The sequence below is a fragment of the Streptococcus sobrinus DSM 20742 = ATCC 33478 genome, assembly GCF_000686605.1.
Lineage (GTDB): Bacteria > Bacillota > Bacilli > Lactobacillales > Streptococcaceae > Streptococcus > Streptococcus sobrinus.
The window spans coordinates 28,895-47,364 of record NZ_JMLC01000016.1 but is presented as its reverse complement, the minus strand read 5'-3'; the positions used below and the strand labels follow the sequence as shown (position 1 = coordinate 47,364).

Genomic DNA, 18,470 nt, shown 5'->3' with positions numbered 1-18,470 from the left:
TTTCCCATAACGTTAAGTTAGTAAGAGCCCTGAGAGAAGATCAGGTAGATAGGTTAGGAGTGGACGTGTGGTGACACATGGAGCGGACTAATACTAATCGCTCGAGGACTTGACCAAGGTAAGGTTCAGAAGGTATTGACAGTATTGGTTTAGGCTTGATACAATAGATAGGTATTCAATTTTGAGTGAGCACACTCAAGGAGTTAAGTGACGCTAGCCTAGGAGATACACCTGTACCCATGCCGAACACAGCAGTTAAGCCCTAGTACGCCTGAAGTAGTTGGGGGTTGCCCCCTGTTAGATATGGGAGTCGCTTAGCTTTTATCCACCATAGCTCAGTTGGTAGTAGCGCATGACTGTTAATCATGATGTCGTAGGTTCGAGTCCTACTGGTGGAGTTAGGAAGATGAGAGAAGCCTGTTTTGTGGGCTTCTTTTTTGTTTGGAAATGATGCTTTGACTGGTCAAGTTCTTGGGAAGCAGGGCGGAATAAGTAGTTATACTCTTTGCAACTCATACTCAATGAAATTCGAAATCTGATTAGGCAACGAGTTGAAGATAGAACTGAAGTTCATCGAAACGAGTTAACGACATCAGATTTTGAATGACGAAGAGTATCAAAAGTTTCCGATGGGTAAAGCTAATAAGGTGTTGCCTGATGACACGAGAATATCAGTGGTTTGATTTAGGACTAGGACTAGGCAAGGCGTTGCAGATAGCTTTGACAGTCTGGGGACTGTCAAAGGTTGGAAGTGAAACTTGCGTAGCAAGTGTCAAAACAGTCTAGTAGCCTGTTTGAGCTGGGGATAGAGAAAGCTCTGCTTTCTACTTGATTCATCAAGACGCGTTAACGACAGCCTAACCTAAATTCAAATCGTTATAAAACAGTTGTTCTACGATTTTATTCGGGTTAGTGCGGGTGCTAGGCAACTGCTTTGGCAGTTGCCGTTAGAACTCTGTCTCTTTAGTGGCTGAGGTCTTTGTTCCTTATTACTTCTGATTTTTAGTGAGTATAGGGATGGAAAGAGTGGGGAATTCCTTTTTTTAAGTTTGTTGCATGAATTTTTATTTGCTTTCTGGATATTAGTAACTAACTTGTAACGCTTTTTTATTTAATAATAAATTATGATTTTGGTATAATGGTATAGATATTTATTAATTTAATGCATGTTAATTCATGTTTATTGTAAAAAGAAAGGATATATATGGGGACAATTTTAAAAGTTAGTCATTTGACCAAGATTTTTGGAAAAAAGCGGAAAGCTGCTTTACAGATGGTCAAAGAGGCAAAAAGTAAGACCGAAATTTTAGAGAAAACCGGTTGTACAGTCGGTGTTTATGATGCTAATTTTGAGGTTCAAGAAGGTGAAGTCTTTGTTATCATGGGGCTATCAGGAAGCGGAAAGTCAACCTTGATTCGTTTGATTAACCGTCTAATCGAACCCTCTTCTGGTACCATTGAAATCAATGGTCAAGATGTTTCTGAAATGACTGCCAATGAGCTGCGTGAGATTCGCCGTCACTCTGTTAATATGGTATTTCAGAATTTTGGTCTCTTTCCGCATAAGACGATTTTGGAAAACACCGAGTATGGCTTGGAATTACGAGGAGTTCCTAAGGAGGAAAGAGAAAAATCGGCTGAACAAGCCTTGGATAATTCGAACTTATTGCCTTTTAAAGATCAATATCCTGATCAGTTATCCGGTGGGATGCAACAACGGGTTGGTTTGGCTAGGGCTCTGGCTAATGATCCTGATATTCTTTTGATGGACGAAGCCTTCTCTGCCTTGGATCCTTTGATTCGTAAGGAGATGCAGGATGAGCTCTTGGATTTACAAGATCGAGTTCAAAAGACTATTATCTTTATCACTCATGATCTTAATGAAGCCTTGCGGATTGGTGACAGAATCGCTCTGATGAAGGATGGCCAAATCATGCAAATTGGTACGGGTGAAGAAATCTTGACCCAACCAGCCAATGATTTTGTTCGAGAGTTTGTTGAAGATGTCGATCGCTCTAAAGTATTAACGGCTCAAAATATTATGATTAAGCCAATTACTGCAAATGTTGACAGTGACGGCCCTAATGTAGCTCTGAAGCGGATGGATGTAGAAGAAGTGTCCATGTTGGTTGCTACCAATCGGAAACGGCAGCTTTTAGGGGTTATTTCTGCTGATGCAGCTTATGATGCTCGTAAGGCAGGCAAGAAACTGGCTGATGTTGTTGATCCTAATATTCGGACTGTGCCTCAGGATATGGTGTTGACGGATATTCTGCCTTTGATTTATGACTCAGCAGCTCCGATTGCTGTTTTGAATGAAAATAAGCGTCCTGTTGGTGTTATTATCAAGGGTCGTGTGATTGAAGCCCTTACCAAACAGGGTATTGAAGTAGAAGGGTAGGTGAGAAATTTGGAAAGCTTATTATTAGCAGGGATTGGGAAATTACCAATTTCTAACTATATGGATTCTTTTGTTGACTGGCTGACTAAAACTTTCTCAGGTCTCTTTAGTGTTCTGAAAATCATTGGTGATGGTCTTATGGGATTTATTTCCAGTACCTTGACTTTCATCAATCCTTGGATTTTAATGCTTCTCATTGTGGCTTTGGCTTACCTGATTTCCAAAAAATGGAGCTTTACGATTTTAACAGCTATTGGTTTGCTCTATATTTATAATCAGGAGCTTTGGGGAGATTTAATTAATACCTTCACCTTAGTTCTTTTATCCAGTTTGATTTCGATTTTGATCGGGATTCCGCTGGGAATTTGGATGGCTAAGAATGAGACGGCTAAGAAGGTTATCAACCCTATTCTGGACTTTATGCAAACTATGCCGGCTTTTGTTTATTTGATTCCGGCGGTTGCTTTCTTTGGTATTGGCATGGTACCGGGGGTTTTTGCCTCTGTTATCTTTGCTTTGCCTCCAACGGTACGAATGACCAATCTTGGAATTCGAGAAATTCCTACTGAATTAGTTGAAGCTTCCGATGCCTTTGGTAGTACCAGTCAGCAGAAGCTCTTCGGTGTTGAATTGCCACTCGCTAAAAACACGATTATGGCTGGGATTAACCAGACTATCATGCTGTCTCTATCCATGGTAGTGACTGCTTCTATGATTGGAGCTCCTGGTCTCGGTAACGGTGTCCTTTCAGCCTTGCAGCACGCTGAAATTGGTAATGGTTTTGTCAATGGTTTGGCTCTGGTTATTTTGGCCATCATCATTGACCGCTTTACTCAAAAATTGAATGCACCAGTCGGTCAAAAACAAGCCAACAAACCTAAATGGCAGAAATGGTTGGCTCCTGCTTTGATCCTAGCCTTTCTGGCTACAGGGATTACTCAAGCGGTTGTCAGTCATACGGGCTCCCATAAGGAAAAGGTTACTCTAGCTTATGTAGAATGGGATTCGGAAGTTGCTTCGACTAATGTTTTAGCCGAGGCACTGAAGCAAGAAGGTTATGATGTTGACATTAAACCTTTGGACAATGCAGTTGCTTGGAAGTCAGTTGCTGATGGCAGCGTTGACGCTTCTGTTTCAGCTTGGCTGCCAGCTACTCACAAAGCTCAATATGACAAGTATAAGGGGCAATTGGATGATCTTGGTGTGAATCTCAAGGGAACTAAACTTGGTTTAGCCGTTCCTTCTTATATGAAGGATGTTAATTCCATTGAGGATCTTTCAGATCAAGCGGATTCAACGATTACAGGTATTGAACCGGGTGCTGGAATTATGTCTGGTGCTGAAAAAGCGCAGAAGGAATACTCTAATTTGTCCAGCTGGAAAGTTTCCTCCTCATCAACGGGTGCTATGACTACCAGTCTGGAGCAGGCGATTAAGAACAAGGATGAGATTGTTATAACGGCCTGGAAACCTCACTGGATGTTTGCTAAGTATGACTTGAAATTTCTAAAGGATCCTAAAGGTGTCTTTGGTAAGTCTGAAAATATTCACACTATTGCTAAGAAGGGACTTAAGGATGAGAATCCAGGTGCCTATAAACTTATTAATAACTTCCATTGGAGTTCTAGTGATATGGAATCTGTTATGCTAGACATCAATAAAGGAACTTCTCCAGAAAAGGCTGCACAAAAATGGATTAAAAATCATAAGAGTCAAGTAGCCGAGTGGTCTAAATAAGTACTTTAAATCAACCTTTCATGTGTGAGGTTGATTTTTTAGAGAATTAAGTTAAGAATTTAAGTGCTATTTAAGTAGCTCTGGTTATACTATAGTCATCCTAAATAAACTTTTCTTTTTCATAATCTCCGAGAAGTGGTTCAGTCTAGTCTGAGCCTCTTCTTTTTTGTTTTTAAGGGTATCAACTTTCTCTGGTGGTACTTTGCTGTACAAGGGTTCGTTGGTCTGGGCTGCTGTGGGTTTATACTGATTTAAAATCAGAACTTTCAATTTTGATACTTTCTACCCTAGCCAGTTTATTATGCTCAATGAAAATCAAAAACAGACGAGGCAACGAACTGCAGACAGTACTGACGTACGGCAAAGTGAGTTAACGAAGTATCTTTTTGATTTTAGAAGAGTATTAGTAATTAAAAGTCACTGATAAACTAGGGTAATCGCTAAAGCGAGTTCCTAGCCACCCTACTCATTCCATTTTCAAAATAGCATCGATGTTGAAAATGAAATATCGTTAAAAAGGGCGGATGCAAGCAACCTCCTCCGGAGTTTCATTGCTTAAGATGAGCCTCTATTAAGGGTCTCAAAATTTCCGTTATTCGTAACAGCGCAACTGTTACGAATAATACCACAAGGGCGAAAGTATCCCAATTTGTCTATTCTGTTTACATAAACTGAGATTAAAACAGTGGATATTCTTTGTAACAACTGCTATTTTGAATTTAAATGAGTATTAGCTGAACCTACTTGGGCTCACTTATCAATGGGGGTTCTGTGGTATAATAAGAGCATGGCTAATAAGAATAAATTACTATTGATTGATGGTTCATCTATCGCTTTTCGGGCATTTTTTGCCCTCTATAATCAGATTGATCGGTTTAAAAATCCTGTAGGTCTGCATACCAATGCCATCTATGGTTTTCACCTCATGTTGGATCACATGATGAAGCGGATTGAACCGACTCATGTCTTGGTAGCTTTTGATGCGGGCAAGACCACTTTTCGGACGGAGATGTACGCCGATTACAAGGGCGGTCGAGACAAGACCCCAGATGAGTTCCGCGAGCAGTTTCCTTATATTCGGGAAATGTTGGACCATCTGGGGATTGCCTACTATGATTTAGAAAATTACGAAGCCGACGATATTATCGGTACCTTGGACAAATTGGCTGAAAATGGAGAGTTTGATGTAACCATTGTCAGCGGGGACAAGGACCTGATTCAGCTGGCTGATGACAATACAGTCGTGGAAATTTCCCGCAAGGGTGTGGCGGAATTTGAGGAATATACGCCCCAGCACCTGATGGATAAAATGGGGATTACGCCGACCCAGTTTATTGACCTCAAGGCTCTGATGGGGGATAAGTCGGATAATATTCCTGGTGTGACTAAGATTGGTGAGAAGACGGGGCTCAAGCTCCTGTTAGAGCACGGTAGTTTGGAAGCCATTTACGATCATATCGACAGCTTCAAGCCGTCTAAGATGAAGGAGAACCTTATTAATGATAGGGAACAGGCCTTTATGTCCAAGACCCTAGCGACCATTAATACCCAGTCGCCGATAAAGATTGGTTTGGATGATACCCTTTATCAAGGACCCCACGTGAAGGAGCTGGCTCAGTTCTATGATGAAATGGATTTCAAACAGCTTAAGGCTGGCTTAGGTCTCAGAGAAGAAGAGGTCAATCAGGTTCAAATCAACTATCAGCATGTTGAGAAATTAGAAGCCACAATGTTTGGCCCAGACCAATTTTTCTATTTTGAGGTTTTCAATGATAATTACCACCGCGAGGACATTTTGGCCTTTGCTTGGGGTAATGAAAAGGCTATTTATGTCAGCAAGAACTTAGATTTGCTCAAGGATTCCCTCTTTCTTAAGGATCTTTCTCAACCAATCAAGACCTATGATTTCAAGCGGGCCAAGGTTCTCCTCAGCCACTTGGGCATTGACTTGCCGACGGCTGATTTTGATAGTCGCTTGGCTAAATATCTGCTGTCAACGGTGGAAGACAATGAGCTTTCTACCATAGCCAGCCTCTATGGACAGACCCCACTAGCCAAGGATGTAGAAGTCTATGGCAAGGGGGCCAAGAAGGCTGTGCCTGAGGACCAAGTTCTCTTCCAACACCTGGCAACCAAGTTGCAGGTCCTAGTGGAGACCGAACCAGTTCTCAAGGAAAAATTGGCTGAGCATGGCCAGTCCGACCTGCTCTTTGATATGGAATTGCCTCTGGCTAATGTCCTAGCTAAGATGGAAATTACTGGCATCAAGGTCAATCGCCAGACCCTCAAGGATATGGAAGTAGAAAACCAGGTGACCTTGGATGCTTTGACCCAGGAAATCTATGATATGGCTGGTCAGGAGTTCAACATCAATTCACCTAAACAGCTAGGGACCATTCTTTTTGAAGAGATGGGCCTACCTACTTCCATGACCAAGAAGACCAAGACAGGTTATTCAACAGCTGTTGATGTTCTGGAACGTCTAGCTCCTCATGCTCCGATTGTGGCTAAGATTCTCGAATATCGGCAAATTGCAAAATTGCAATCTACCTATGTAGTTGGCTTGCAAGACTTTATCTTGGATGATGGAAAGATCCATACTCGTTACTTGCAAGATTTGACCCAGACTGGACGGCTTTCCAGTGTTGATCCCAACCTGCAAAATATTCCCGTTCGGCTGGAGCAGGGACGGCTGATTCGTAAGGCCTTCACACCTGAATGGGAGGATAGTGTCCTGCTTAGCTCGGACTACTCGCAAATTGAGCTGCGAGTGCTGGCTCATATTTCAGGAGATGAGCATCTGATTGCTGCCTTTAAAAATGGAGAGGATATTCACACGGCGACAGCCATGCGAGTTTTCAATATTGCTAGACCTGAGGATGTCACACCGAATGACCGCCGCAATGCCAAGGCAGTCAACTTCGGCGTTGTTTATGGTATTTCGGACTACGGCCTATCTCAAAATTTAGGCATTAGCCGAAAGGCGGCTAAGAATTATATCGCCACCTACTTTGAACGCTTCCCTGGTATCAAGGATTATATGGAGCGAGTGGTCCGTGAGGCCAAGGACAAGGGCTATGTTGAGACCCTCTTTAAACGCCGACGGACCTTGCCAGATATCAACTCACGCAACTTCAATATTCGTAATTTTGCAGAGCGGACAGCTATCAATTCCCCAATCCAAGGGAGTGCCGCTGACATTCTCAAGATTGCTATGATTAATCTGGATCAGGCTCTGGAAGCAGGCAGCTTTAAGACCAAGATGCTTTTGCAGGTGCATGATGAAATTGTTTTGGAAGTGCCCAATGCAGAACTGTCTGCCATTAAGAAACTGGTCAAGAAGACCATGGAATCAGCTATTGTGCTGGCTGTTCCCCTTCTGGCAGATGAAAATTCCGGAAAGACTTGGTATGAGGCTAAATAAGTCAATACTAATTAATGATATTCAAAAACTGAATCTGTCTGCCACTCTGTAAAATTTGATACAACCATCTAGCTGCAGTAGCCCCAATGATTTTCTTAAAATTCTTTGAGTTGTTATAAGGGCCTAGTAGCTTATAAAGGAGGTTCTTATGACCTATCACTTTAAAAATCCTAGTGATGCCACCATCAAATCCTATCTGCAAGAAGCAAAGATCATTGCGGTCGTCGGTCTCTCCAATCGAATTGAAACAGCTGCCTATAAGGTGGCCCAGATTCTGCAGGAGGCTGGTTATCAGATTATTCCTGTCAATCCCAAGCTGGTCGGTCAAGAAATTTTGGGGCAGACGGTCTATGCTTCCTTGCAGGATATTCCAGTTCCTATTGATATTGTGGATGTCTTCAGACGCAGTGAATTTTTGATTGATGTGGCCCGTGATTTTGTTCAAACGGATGCCCGTGTTTTCTGGGCTCAATTGGGCTTGGAAGCTCAGGATGCTGAAGAATTTTTACGCCAGTCTGGGCGTGATCAGATTGTCATGAATCGTTGCATCAAGATTGAATACAACCGCCTCCTAGGCTCTGATGCTTGAGCGGTATCCCTAATTAAAGGGAGTTAGTAAGGAAAATCGCCAGTCCAACTTTAGTGGCTGGCCTTTAAGGTCAAGCACGTTAGTGCTCAGACCTTATTCTTCCCTCAAACAGCGCTCTTTTAGAGACCTAGTAGTAGTTTGTGCTATAATGAGAATAAATAAGACTCTTCGAAAATCAAAAGATCCGTCCTTAACTCACGTTGCCGTACCTTAGCACTACCTGCAGTTCGGATAACAGGCGACACTCAGATAGAATGGTCGTTTTCCTATTTTACCTGAATTAGTGAGCGAGCTAGGACATCGCTATAGAGATTGCCGTTAGGGAGTAGGACAGAAGGACTTTGACAATCAAATCTTCGTTGACCTCCCAGCAAGGGTGGCTATCTGTCTGCTGTATCACGAGATGATATCAAGACAGCAGTCACCTATTGCGACATCAGTTACTTTAGAGGCTGAGGTCTATGCTCCTTCCGACTTTTGATTTTCGTTGAGATAAGACTAGAGAAAATGGGAGGTGGCGATGGAAAAAGATCGCATGGCTTTGGAAGCATATGAGACTGTTCTGGAGCATCTGAGAAGCAAGCATATTCGGATTACAGAAACCCGCAAGGCTATCATCCGTTACATGATTGCTACCAAAAGTCATCCAAGTGCCGAGATGATTTATGAGGATTTGCTGCCAGATTTTCCAAGCATGAGTTTGGCCACAGTTTATAATAATCTCAAGGTTTTGGTTGATGAGGGTTTTGTGACGGAGCTCAAGCTCTGCAACTACAGTACGACCTGTTATGATTTTCTGGGCCACCATGAGGTTCACATTGCCTGTGAGAAATGTGGCAAGATTACTGATTTCTTAGATGGCGATTTGCGGGATATGTACCAGGAAGCTAGTCAGCAGACGGGCTATAAGGTGACCCGCAGTCAGGTTATGCTCTATGGTCTTTGTCCTGATTGTCAGGCTAAGGAAAGAGGCTAGGATGCAAATGAGGCTCCCATCTTTATAAAAGTTCAACCCTAATTATAAAAAGCGAATTAAGTTGGCTTTCTGCCATTCAGCATTCTACCTTATTCGCTTTTATTTTTTATCAAGTCTAAGAAGGAGGAATTTCTAAAATCAGAACTTTTTTCTGCTTATCCTGATGATTTCTGGAATTCCCTTAATTTCAGTTAGCTTTTATGTTATAATGAATCTACAGAAAATTTAGACAATAAGGAAAAGGAGAGTTTATGCTAACAGCTACTGATGTTGTCAAGGCTCACGAGGTCCTTAAAAATGTGGTTGAGCGGACACCGCTGGAATTTGACCGCTACCTGTCGGAAAAATATCAGGCCACAATCTACCTCAAACGAGAAAATATGCAAAAGGTTCGTTCCTTTAAGTTGCGGGGGGCCTATTATGCTATCCACCAACTGTCGGATGAAGACAAGGCTAATGGCGTTGTCTGTGCTTCAGCTGGGAATCATGCTCAAGGGGTTGCTTACACTTGTAACGAAATGAAGATTTCGGCCACGATCTTTATGCCGATTACGACTCCTCAGCAAAAGATTACACAGGTTAAGTTCTTCGGTGGGGCTTATGTGGATATTCAGCTAGTCGGTGACACCTTTGATGCTTCCTCTCAAGCAGCTCAAGAGTTTACCAAGGCACAGGGCCGTACCTTTATTCCTCCTTTTGATGATGACAATGTTCAGGCCGGTCAGGGGACAGTTGCCTACGAAATTTATGAACAAGCTAAGGACGAAGGGGTTGATTTTGACAGCATCCTCGTACCTGTTGGCGGCGGAGGCCTGATTGCTGGTGTTGCCACCTATATGAAGGACGTATCGCCTGACATTCGGGTAATTGGTGTTGAATCCAATGGAGCCCGTAGTATGCGGGCTGCCTTTGATAAGGGCTATCCGGTTAAGTTGGAGCATATTGATAAGTTTGCAGATGGGATTGCTGTTCAGAAGGTTGGCCAAAAGACTTATGAAGTGGCCCGACGGACAGTTGACCAGTTGATTGGTGTCGATGAGGGCCTGATTTCCGAAACCTTGATTGATATGTATTCCCGCCAAGGGATCATCGCTGAACCTGCGGGGGCGGCGTCAATTGCGGCTCTGGAGGTACTCAAGGATGAGATTAAGGGTAAGACCCTAGTCTGCATCATCTCGGGTGGTAATAATGATATCAACCGGATGCAGGAGATGGAAGAAAGAGCTCTGATTTACGATGGCATCAAGCATTATTTTGTTGTTAACTTCCCTCAAAGGCCTGGTGCTCTGCGGGAATTTGTGAATAATATCTTGGGTCCCCATGATGATATTACTCGGTTCGAGTACATCAAGCGGGCCGCCAAGGGAACGGGGCCTTGTCTGGTGGGGGTGACCTTGTCTGATAAATGTGATTATGATGGTTTGCTCAATCGCTTGGCAGGCTTTGACCCTAATTATATCAACTTGCACGGGAATGAAAGCCTTTATAATATGTTGGTCTGACTTCAGTCGGATTAGCTTATGATTACCCCAGATTTAATGTGACAGTCAGATAAGCGAGCCTATAATGCTTGATTATCTGACATAGTAAGAAGTTTAGGCCAGCCACCCTAGTGGTTGCCGTAGGAAATAGAGGCATTTTAATGGCCTATTTCCTTAACTTATTGAATGAACTCGCCTACATCACTGTGGAAAAAGAAGAAGCTTCCTAGATGCTTAGTTGCATCTGCGTCTCCTTCCCTATTTCCTGTGTGGTGCTTAACTGCTTAGTATCTTATTTGAAAGGAAAGCCTCATGGGTGTATTTTTAGTATTTTTATTATTTTGTTTGATTGTCTTTATCTTCTTTTTGGTCAGCTCCCTCTATGTGGTTCGGCAACAATCAGTTGCTATTATTGAACGTTTTGGTCGCTACCAAACGACCTCTGGCAGTGGAATTCATATGCGTCTGCCCTTTGGGATGGATAAGATTGCGGCTCGGGTCCAGTTGCGACTCTTGCAAAGTGAGATTGTCGTTGAGACCAAGACTAAGGATAATGTTTTTGTCATGATGAATGTGGCAACCCAGTACCGAGTTAATGAGCAAAATGTTATTGATGCCTACTACAAACTGATGCGGCCAGAAGCTCAAATTAAGTCTTATATTGAAGATGCTCTGCGGTCTTCTGTTCCCAAATTGACCTTGGATGAACTCTTTGAGAAGAAGGATGAAATCGCATTGGAAGTGCAGCATCAAGTAGCTGAAGAAATGTCCACCTACGGCTATATCATCGTTAAGACCTTGATTACTAAAGTTGAGCCCGATGGAGAAGTTAAACAATCCATGAACGAAATTAATGCGGCTCAACGGAAACGTGTGGCTGCCCAAGAATTGGCCGAAGCCGATAAGATTAAAATCGTGACTGCTGCGTCTGCCGAAGCTGAAAAAGACCGCCTGCATGGGGTTGGTATCGCCCAACAACGGAAGGCTATCGTTGATGGTCTGGCTGAATCTATCGCTGAACTCAAGCAAGCTAATGTTGGTATGACTGAGGAGCAAATCATGTCCATCCTCTTGACCAACCAATACTTGGATACTCTCAATACCTTCGCTAACCACGGTAATCAAACCCTCTTCTTGCCAAATAATCCAGAAGGGGTAGAAGATATCCGCACGCAAATCCTCTCGGCCCTCAAGGCTAAATAGGATTTGAATAGTTAAAAGGCCCGCTCTCATTAATGGGGGTGGGTCTTTGTCTAGGTATTCGGTATTCGTTTGTAATGAGAAAATTTTCTTAACTGAAGAGGTTTTGATTGATTAGATTGAAAAATACTCCTAGTTAGAGAGATTTCTCCTTGGGTTTAGTCTTATTTTCAGAATTCTTTAGTGGCTTGAAGCCTGTCAGGCTAAGACCGACAACCAGGCCGATGACTGCAAAACTAATCCAGCCCATATTGTAACTACCTAGTGGTAGGGTCTTAGTGAAGAAGTTGGTCAGAGCACTTGGCAAGGTGAAGAGCTGGGTTTGAGCTGACAAGGTACTGAAGGCATCAAAGAGTCCTGCAATGGCAGTGAACCCGAGAGTTGCCTTGTAAACTAGAGGGTTGTAACCAATCCATTTTTTCAAGAAGATGAGAATGACGGTTACGATAGTCAGTGGGTATAGCAGATAAAGAACGGGAATTGACCATTTGATAATTTGATCAAGGCCGCCGAAATAAAGGATAATGCCAATCAGGGTGAAAGCAGTTGCCCAGACAATGTGAGAAACCTTAGGAAAGACCTTGTGGAAATATTCCGCACAGGCAGTAATCAGACCCGTAGCCGTTGTCAGGCAGGCAAGGAAGATAGCCATGCCTAAGACAATTTGTCCTAAATTTCCCATATAGTGGGCAGCTGATTGGATAAGGACAGGGCCACCGTCGGAAATTGGAGCAGAGCCTTGGATAAAGAGCCCCTTTGACAGACTAAAGAGGGATTGTGAGGTTGCTCCCAGACGGGCAACGAAGATATAGATAGCTGCCAAAATGGCTGCAGCAATCAGGCCAGACTTGAGGGTCAGAGCAGCAACAGCATTAGAAGTTGTTGCGCCATGTCCCTTAGCGGCATCAATGACCAGGATAGCAAAGGCCAGAGAAGCCAAGGCATCCATGGTACTATAGCCCTGAATTAATCCAGCGACGAAAGGCAGGTTTTTGAAGCTATCGCCGACAGCAGGAGAAGCATTGTGAGCAGCCCCAAAAGGACCAGCAGGGAAGATAAAGGAAGCGACAATCAGAATTCCCAAGAAAATCAAGAGAGCTGGAGTCAAATATTTCCCAATCCGGTCAGCAATCTTACTTGGCCGGACGGCAATCAGGTAGGAGAGACCAAAGAAGACCAGACCGTAGATGATGTGGGCGACTTGACCGCTACCAAAGAAGGGTTTAATCCCAATCTCATAGGAAACGGCTCCGGTCCGAGGGATGGCAAAGAAGGGACCGATGGTCAGGTAGAGGGCGATAGCAAAAAAGAGAGCGTAGGCCTTGGAAGCAGGTTTGGCGATGGATTCGACATCGGTCTTACCTGAGTAGGCCACTGCTACAACGCCTAGCAAGGGAAGAGATACGCCTGTGATACAGAAACCTAGAATTGCTAGGGCCAGGTTGGTCCCAGAATAGATACCAAGATAGGCGGGGAAAATCAGGTTACCAGCCCCAAAGAAGAGGGCAAAGAGCATAAAACCGATAATCCAGTAGGTGGATTTTTTTTGCATGTGTTCCTCCAATATAGGTATGCAAAATTAGAATTGCATATAATTGTATAAAATTGTTTGACAGTTTATTATAACAAGCGAAAGTTAGGGCTGTCAAGGGGTGAAGTGCCTCTAAAACCAAGCGTTTAGAGGCACTACGGAAACTGCTACGACAGTTTCCTACTCCCCTTACTAACTCAGCAAAAGTGGTATTATCGATCACTTTTGCTTCCCGTCGCAAGAGGCCCTTGCCAGGCTATCATTTCCGTCAAGCCTATCTACGAGCCCCACTATGGCGGGTCCCTATGTCCCTTACTAACCTAGTTTGGCTAGTATTATCGATAAGCGTCACAAATGGGAAAGTCCCCCTAAAATCAAGCGTTTAGAGGCACTACGAAAACTGCTATGACAGTTTCCTATCCCCTTACTAACTCAGCGAAAGTGGTATTATCTACCCCTCTTCCCAGCTCCTCAGGTTGTCAAATTGATTGTCTGGCTTAGCCGTCATCTCTATAATGTCAACTCATTTTTTAAAAGTTCTGGGCAAATTTTGTCTGGTTTTGGTTAATGGGCGGGGTACCATATTTTCCGATGCCCAATTAATTATTTGGCAAGAAAAAAAGCTCCACAGTTTGAGGCTGTGGAGCGGTTGACTTTTCTAGATGTTTAGCCTAAGAAGCGCTGCAAGAATTCTTTGGTGCGGGCTTCTTGGGGATTTTCAAAGATTTGTTGGGGCGTGCCTTGTTCGGCAATGACTCCCTTATCCATGAAGATAACACGGTCAGAGACTTCTTTAGCGAATTCCATTTCGTGGGTTACAATCAGCATGGTCAAGCCAGATTTGGCCAGGTCTTGCATGGTTTTGAGAACTTCGCCGACCATTTCTGGGTCCAGAGCCGAGGTTGGTTCGTCAAAGAGGATGGCTTCTGGATTGACAGAGAGGGCACGGGCGATAGCGACCCTTTGCTTTTGTCCCCCTGAGAGCTGGGCGGGTTTAGCCTTCCAGTATTGTTCGCTCATGCCGACCTTTTCCAGATTGGCCTTGGCAATTTTAGTGGCCTCAGCCTTGTCCCGCTTGAGGACGGTTGTTTGAGGGACAATGGCATTGTCCAAGACATTGAGGTTGGCAAAGAGGTTGAAGGATTGGAAAACCATGCCCAGTCTTTCGCGGTAGGTGGTCAGGTCATAGCCTTTTTCCAAGACATTTTGCCCGTGGTAGAGGATTCGTCCTTCGGTCGGGTCTTCCAAGAGGTTGATAGAGCGCAGGAAGGTTGACTTCCCAGAACCTGAACTACCAATGATGGAAATAACTTCTCCCTTGTTGACACTGAGGGAGATGTCCTTGAGGACTTCATTTTGTCCGTAGGATTTTTTTAAATGCTTGATTTCTAAAATTGGCTCAGCCATTAGTGGGCACCTCCTTGGGTGTAATTATCTTGGTCCAGACGGCGTTCCAAATAACGCAGGATACGGGTTACCGTGAAGGTCAGGATGAAGTAGATAACGGCGATGATGAGGAAGGTTTGGAAATACTTGTAGGTCTGGGTTGCCACGGTATTACCAGAGAAGTAGAGCTCGACAACCGAGATAACATTAAGGACTGAGGTGTCCTTGATGTTGATGACGAATTCATTACCGGTTGCTGGCAGGATGTTTCGCACAACCTGAGGCAGGACGATCTTGCGCATGGTTTGATTGTGGCTGAAGCCGAGGGCGGTGGCTGCTTCAAATTGGCCCTTGTCAACGGCGTAGATACCACCACGCACGATTTCACTCATGTAGGCACCGGTATTGATGGAAACAATGAAGATGGCAGCCCAGGTCCGATCCAGGTTGACCCCAAAGGCTTGGGCGGTTCCGTAATAGATAACCATGGCCTGAACAATCATTGGGGTACCACGGAAGATTTCAATGTAGACATTGAGAATCCAGCCGAAGACCTTTTGCAGGAGGGCTAGCGCCTTGTTGCCTGCTTGTGGCGCTGTTCGGTAGACACCGATTAAGAGGCCAATGACCAAGCCGACCAAGGTACCGACGATTGAAATCAAAAGGGTAATTCCAGTTCCACGTAGGAATTGGTGCCAGTTGTTTTTGAGGATGGTCCAAGCCTGGCTGAGGAAGCCTGCATTCTTCTTGCTGTTAGATGGCTGCTCGGTAATCATCTTATCCATGAGCTTGAGCCGTTCTTTTTCTGGAATAGTCGTCAAGATTTGGTTGACTTTTTCCTGGGTAGCGGTGTCATCCTTGCGCAGACCAACAGAAAGGGCCGTATCTGAAGGACTAGTCTTGAAACTCTGTTTGAGGGAAATCATCTTGAAGTCCTTGCTGGAAGCCATGGCCGTCTTAGCCTCTGGTCGCTCAGAAACATAGGCATCGATGACCCCTGAGGAGAGGGCCTGCCGCATTTGCGAGAAGTCGCCCATAGCGGTCTGTTTCTTAACGCCAGAAATTTGGTCAATCAGACCATAAAGGTAAACCCCTTGTTGGGCAGTTACCTTGGCTCCCTTGAAATCAGAGAGTTTAGTGGCACTAGCATACTTGCCGTCTGACTTGACAACTAGAACAGGCTCGCTGGTGTAGTAGCTGTTGGAGAAATTGATTTCTTTCTTACGCTCCTCGGTTGGGCTCATCCCAGCGATGATGAGGTCAATCTTCTTGGAGGTCAGGGCGGGTAGGAGGCCGTCCCATTTGGTCTTGACCACCAAGAGTTTCTTGCCCATGCCCTTGGCAATTTTCTTACCGATTTGGACATCATAGCCATTGGCGTATTGCTGGCTACCTTCGATGGGAACGGCTCCGTTGGAGTCGTCATTTTGAGTCCAGTTGAAGGGAGCGTAGGCCGCTTCCATTCCGACACGCAAGTATTGGTCAGCCTTAGCCCTAGAGAGCCCTCCAAAAAGGATGGCCAGAGCTAAAATCAGACTGAAACTTATTTTTTTAATGTGATTCATCTCTTACTCCTATGAATAGCTTGAAACATAAATCAAGGCATAAATATACATATTAACCTATTTTACAGGAAATGAGGGAGTATTTCAATGGGAGGTGATTGGTATTTTTACCGGATTTTTTCTATCTTCTAAACTATGATAGAATAGAATTACTAATAGAAAAGGGGAAGCCGATAATGAAAAAGAAACTTCTGTTAACTTGCTTAGGATTACTGGCTCTGGTATTGTTTTTCCAAAAAATTTCTTTGGCTGATGATGTTGATTATAAAATTAGTCGCTATGACGGTCTTTTAGAAATTCATCAGGATAATACGGCAACCTTTAGCCAGACTATTACCTATCATTTTGATTCAGACTATCATGGTCAGTATGTCAGTCTAGGCAAGGCTGGAAATATACCACAAGACTTTGACATTGACGGGGACCATACAAAATCTGAGGTTGCCATAAATAATGGCAAGGCTTTTAGACCAAAGACGGAACTAGAGAAGCTTGATGATGGATACCGTCTGAAAATTTATGATGGTGGAGAATCAGGGGACACTGTTAAAGTAAAAGTAACTTGGCAGTTAAAAAATATTCTGACCATTCATCAGGATATTGCCGAGTTAAATTGGAAGCCCATTTCCGATGGTGATGAAGTTGCCCATAATGTGACTTTTAGGGTGAGTGGACCTGAAACTAGTCAATCGCAGCTTTTTGCCCATCTAGGCTTCTTGCAACCGAATGTTAAGGTGACAAAAACAGGCGATGCTTACCAACTATCGACTGATTATATCGGTGCTGGAAAGGCATTAGAATTACACGGTTATTGGGATTCCCAAGCCTTCTCCGTTGATAAGCCTGTTCAAGGAAAAGGCCTTCCTCACTTTAAAGAACAAGAGGAAACCATTAAGCGGAAAACGAAACTCTATCAAAAGATATTCTATGTGATCATTCCCGTCGCAGGACTTATCATCTTAGTATTAGCTCTTCTCTTATTTAGTTACTATAAACTTTCACTACGAGGTCGAGTTAGTGGTAGAGGACCCAAGTGGCTCTATTCAGCCCCGAATGACTGGTCTCCTCAGATAGTTGCTTCGCTTGTCTATAGTACGGATTGGTCAGAGGTAAATCCTATCAGTGCTGGCAGGGGAAATTTGCGTTTTGAAAATATGGTCCAAGCCAGTCTCCTAGATTTGATTGATCGGGGGAATTTGAAATTGGAATCCTCTGAAGATGGCCTTTGGCTTTGTCATGTTCATTCGGACAATCTCTCAGCCTCCGAATTAACATTTTTGGAGATGGCCCTAGGTCCGAATTTAGGTGCTAAGGTCGCAATGTCTGACCTATTTCCAACTTATCGTGTTGATAAAAGTATTAGTGTAAAAAATGGTTATCGTGTTGAAGAGGTCAATCGCTATGGTCGCAGGATGACTTCTGTTTTTGAAAAAGATTTAGAAGAATTGACTCAGAATGTTGCGGAAGACAAACGTTCCCTAGGTTTAGACGATTACTACCGACCTTTGACGGCTGGTGAAAATATGAGGCGCCGCTTCAGCCTTGTGATGCTTTCTCTGACCATAGCTCTGGTCTTTATTTCCCTAGTTTATGCTGGTATCACGAATCTTTTAAGTGGGCTAAACTGGCCCATGATTCTAGGCTACCTTGCTATGATTCTGCTAGCCATTGTTTTGTTGGTTATCCTCATAAGGTTTAGCAGATTTGATAAGCGAGATGGCGCTCCAAGAGATGAAGCCAAGACTGATTACCAAGCCTGGCAAGCTTTTCGTCGGATGATGAAGGACATCAAACGCTTTGATAAGGCTCAGTTAGAGTCCATTGTCGTCTGGAATCGTATTTTAGTTTATGCGACCCTTTTTGGCTATGCCAAACAGGTTGAGGAAGTTCTTAAAATGCAGGATATTGCAGTTCCTCCAGTCGTTAATCAGTATCTAAGCTACAATCTCTTCCCTTATCTCTATCTAAGCTCTCAAAACTTTGCCAACTTTGGTCATCAAGCTGTCGCTGCCCAGAATTTCCACGTTTCCAGTGGTGGCGGTTTCTCTGGTGGTGGCGGCTTCTCCGGCGGAGGTGGCGGCGGTGGATTCGGGGCCTTCTAGCCAAGTCACCATTGTAGAAATTTTGCCTTTATCAAGTCAGCCCTTGGGCTGGCTTTTTGGTTCTAGCCGATTGTTTTA

General features: G+C 43.9%; 12 protein-coding genes, 1 tRNA gene and 2 rRNA genes. 11 read left to right on the top strand and 4 right to left on the bottom strand.

Going from position 1 to position 18,470, the window contains the following annotated elements; translation table 11 throughout:
* The 5 genes from BS63_RS0106595 to BS63_RS0106575 all read left to right on the top strand — a co-directional run.
* Positions 1 to 117 (top strand): 23S ribosomal RNA (locus BS63_RS0106595); the annotation flags it as partial.
* A gap of 86 nt (positions 118 to 203) precedes the next feature.
* Positions 204 to 319 (top strand): 5S ribosomal RNA (rrf, locus tag BS63_RS0106590).
* Positions 320 to 324: 5 nt separating this feature from the next.
* A tRNA-Asn gene (locus BS63_RS0106585) sits at positions 325 to 398 on the top strand.
* 806 nt (positions 399 to 1,204) lie between these two features.
* Positions 1,205 to 2,401 carry a quaternary amine ABC transporter ATP-binding protein gene (locus BS63_RS0106580; protein ID WP_002963228.1) on the top strand — a complete coding sequence of 399 codons (1,197 nt, stop codon included), beginning with the start codon at positions 1,205 to 1,207 and terminating at the stop codon, positions 2,399 to 2,401.
* Positions 2,402 to 4,138, top strand: a complete 1,737-nt coding sequence (locus BS63_RS0106575; RefSeq protein ID WP_019769844.1) for an ABC transporter permease/substrate binding protein — start codon at positions 2,402 to 2,404, stop codon at positions 4,136 to 4,138. It begins immediately after the preceding gene.
* Between the two features lie 84 nt (positions 4,139 to 4,222).
* Here BS63_RS0106575 and BS63_RS0106570 read toward each other — a convergent pair whose 3' ends face one another.
* The gene (locus BS63_RS0106570; RefSeq protein WP_019771986.1) at positions 4,223 to 4,408 is read right to left on the bottom strand and encodes a hypothetical protein; all 186 of its coding nucleotides are present in this window, start codon (positions 4,406 to 4,408) and stop codon (positions 4,223 to 4,225) included.
* 517 nt (positions 4,409 to 4,925) lie between these two features.
* Between BS63_RS0106570 and polA the strand changes: the two genes are divergently transcribed.
* The 5 genes from polA to BS63_RS0106545 all read left to right on the top strand — a co-directional run bounded on the left by polA (position 4,926) and on the right by BS63_RS0106545 (position 11,811).
* The gene (polA, locus tag BS63_RS0106565) at positions 4,926 to 7,562 is read left to right on the top strand and encodes a DNA polymerase I (RefSeq protein ID WP_002960689.1); all 2,637 of its coding nucleotides are present in this window, start codon (positions 4,926 to 4,928) and stop codon (positions 7,560 to 7,562) included.
* Between the two features lie 148 nt (positions 7,563 to 7,710).
* Positions 7,711 to 8,151 carry a CoA-binding protein gene (locus BS63_RS0106560; protein WP_002960687.1) on the top strand — a complete coding sequence of 147 codons (441 nt, stop codon included), beginning with the start codon at positions 7,711 to 7,713 and terminating at the stop codon, positions 8,149 to 8,151.
* Between the two features lie 520 nt (positions 8,152 to 8,671).
* Complete coding sequence (gene perR / locus BS63_RS0106555) at positions 8,672 to 9,127, top strand: peroxide-responsive transcriptional repressor PerR (protein WP_002960685.1); 456 nt, start codon at positions 8,672 to 8,674, stop codon at positions 9,125 to 9,127.
* 251 nt (positions 9,128 to 9,378) lie between these two features.
* Positions 9,379 to 10,629, top strand: coding sequence for a threonine ammonia-lyase IlvA (ilvA, locus tag BS63_RS0106550; protein ID WP_002960682.1), 1,251 nt, complete (start codon positions 9,379 to 9,381; stop codon positions 10,627 to 10,629).
* 291 nt (positions 10,630 to 10,920) lie between these two features.
* Entirely contained in the window at positions 10,921 to 11,811 is an 891-nt protein-coding gene (locus tag BS63_RS0106545; protein WP_002962893.1) for an SPFH domain-containing protein, read from the top strand.
* A gap of 133 nt (positions 11,812 to 11,944) precedes the next feature.
* Here BS63_RS0106545 and brnQ read toward each other — a convergent pair whose 3' ends face one another.
* The 3 genes from brnQ to BS63_RS0106530 form a co-directional block, all read right to left on the bottom strand.
* Entirely contained in the window at positions 11,945 to 13,360 is a 1,416-nt protein-coding gene (gene brnQ / locus BS63_RS0106540) for a branched-chain amino acid transport system II carrier protein (protein ID WP_002962896.1), read from the bottom strand.
* Positions 13,361 to 14,005: 645 nt separating this feature from the next.
* Complete coding sequence (locus tag BS63_RS0106535; RefSeq protein ID WP_002962898.1) at positions 14,006 to 14,746, bottom strand: amino acid ABC transporter ATP-binding protein; 741 nt, start codon at positions 14,744 to 14,746, stop codon at positions 14,006 to 14,008.
* Positions 14,746 to 16,290, bottom strand: a complete 1,545-nt coding sequence (locus BS63_RS0106530; RefSeq protein ID WP_002962900.1) for an ABC transporter permease subunit — start codon at positions 16,288 to 16,290, stop codon at positions 14,746 to 14,748. The genes BS63_RS0106535 and BS63_RS0106530 overlap by 1 nt, the downstream gene beginning before the upstream one ends.
* Positions 16,291 to 16,466: 176 nt before the next feature.
* Here BS63_RS0106530 and BS63_RS0106525 point away from each other — a divergent pair, with 176 nt between their 5' ends.
* Complete coding sequence (locus tag BS63_RS0106525; RefSeq protein ID WP_019775862.1) at positions 16,467 to 18,392, top strand: DUF2207 domain-containing protein; 1,926 nt, start codon at positions 16,467 to 16,469, stop codon at positions 18,390 to 18,392.
* The last annotated feature ends 78 nt before the right edge of the window (positions 18,393 to 18,470 follow it).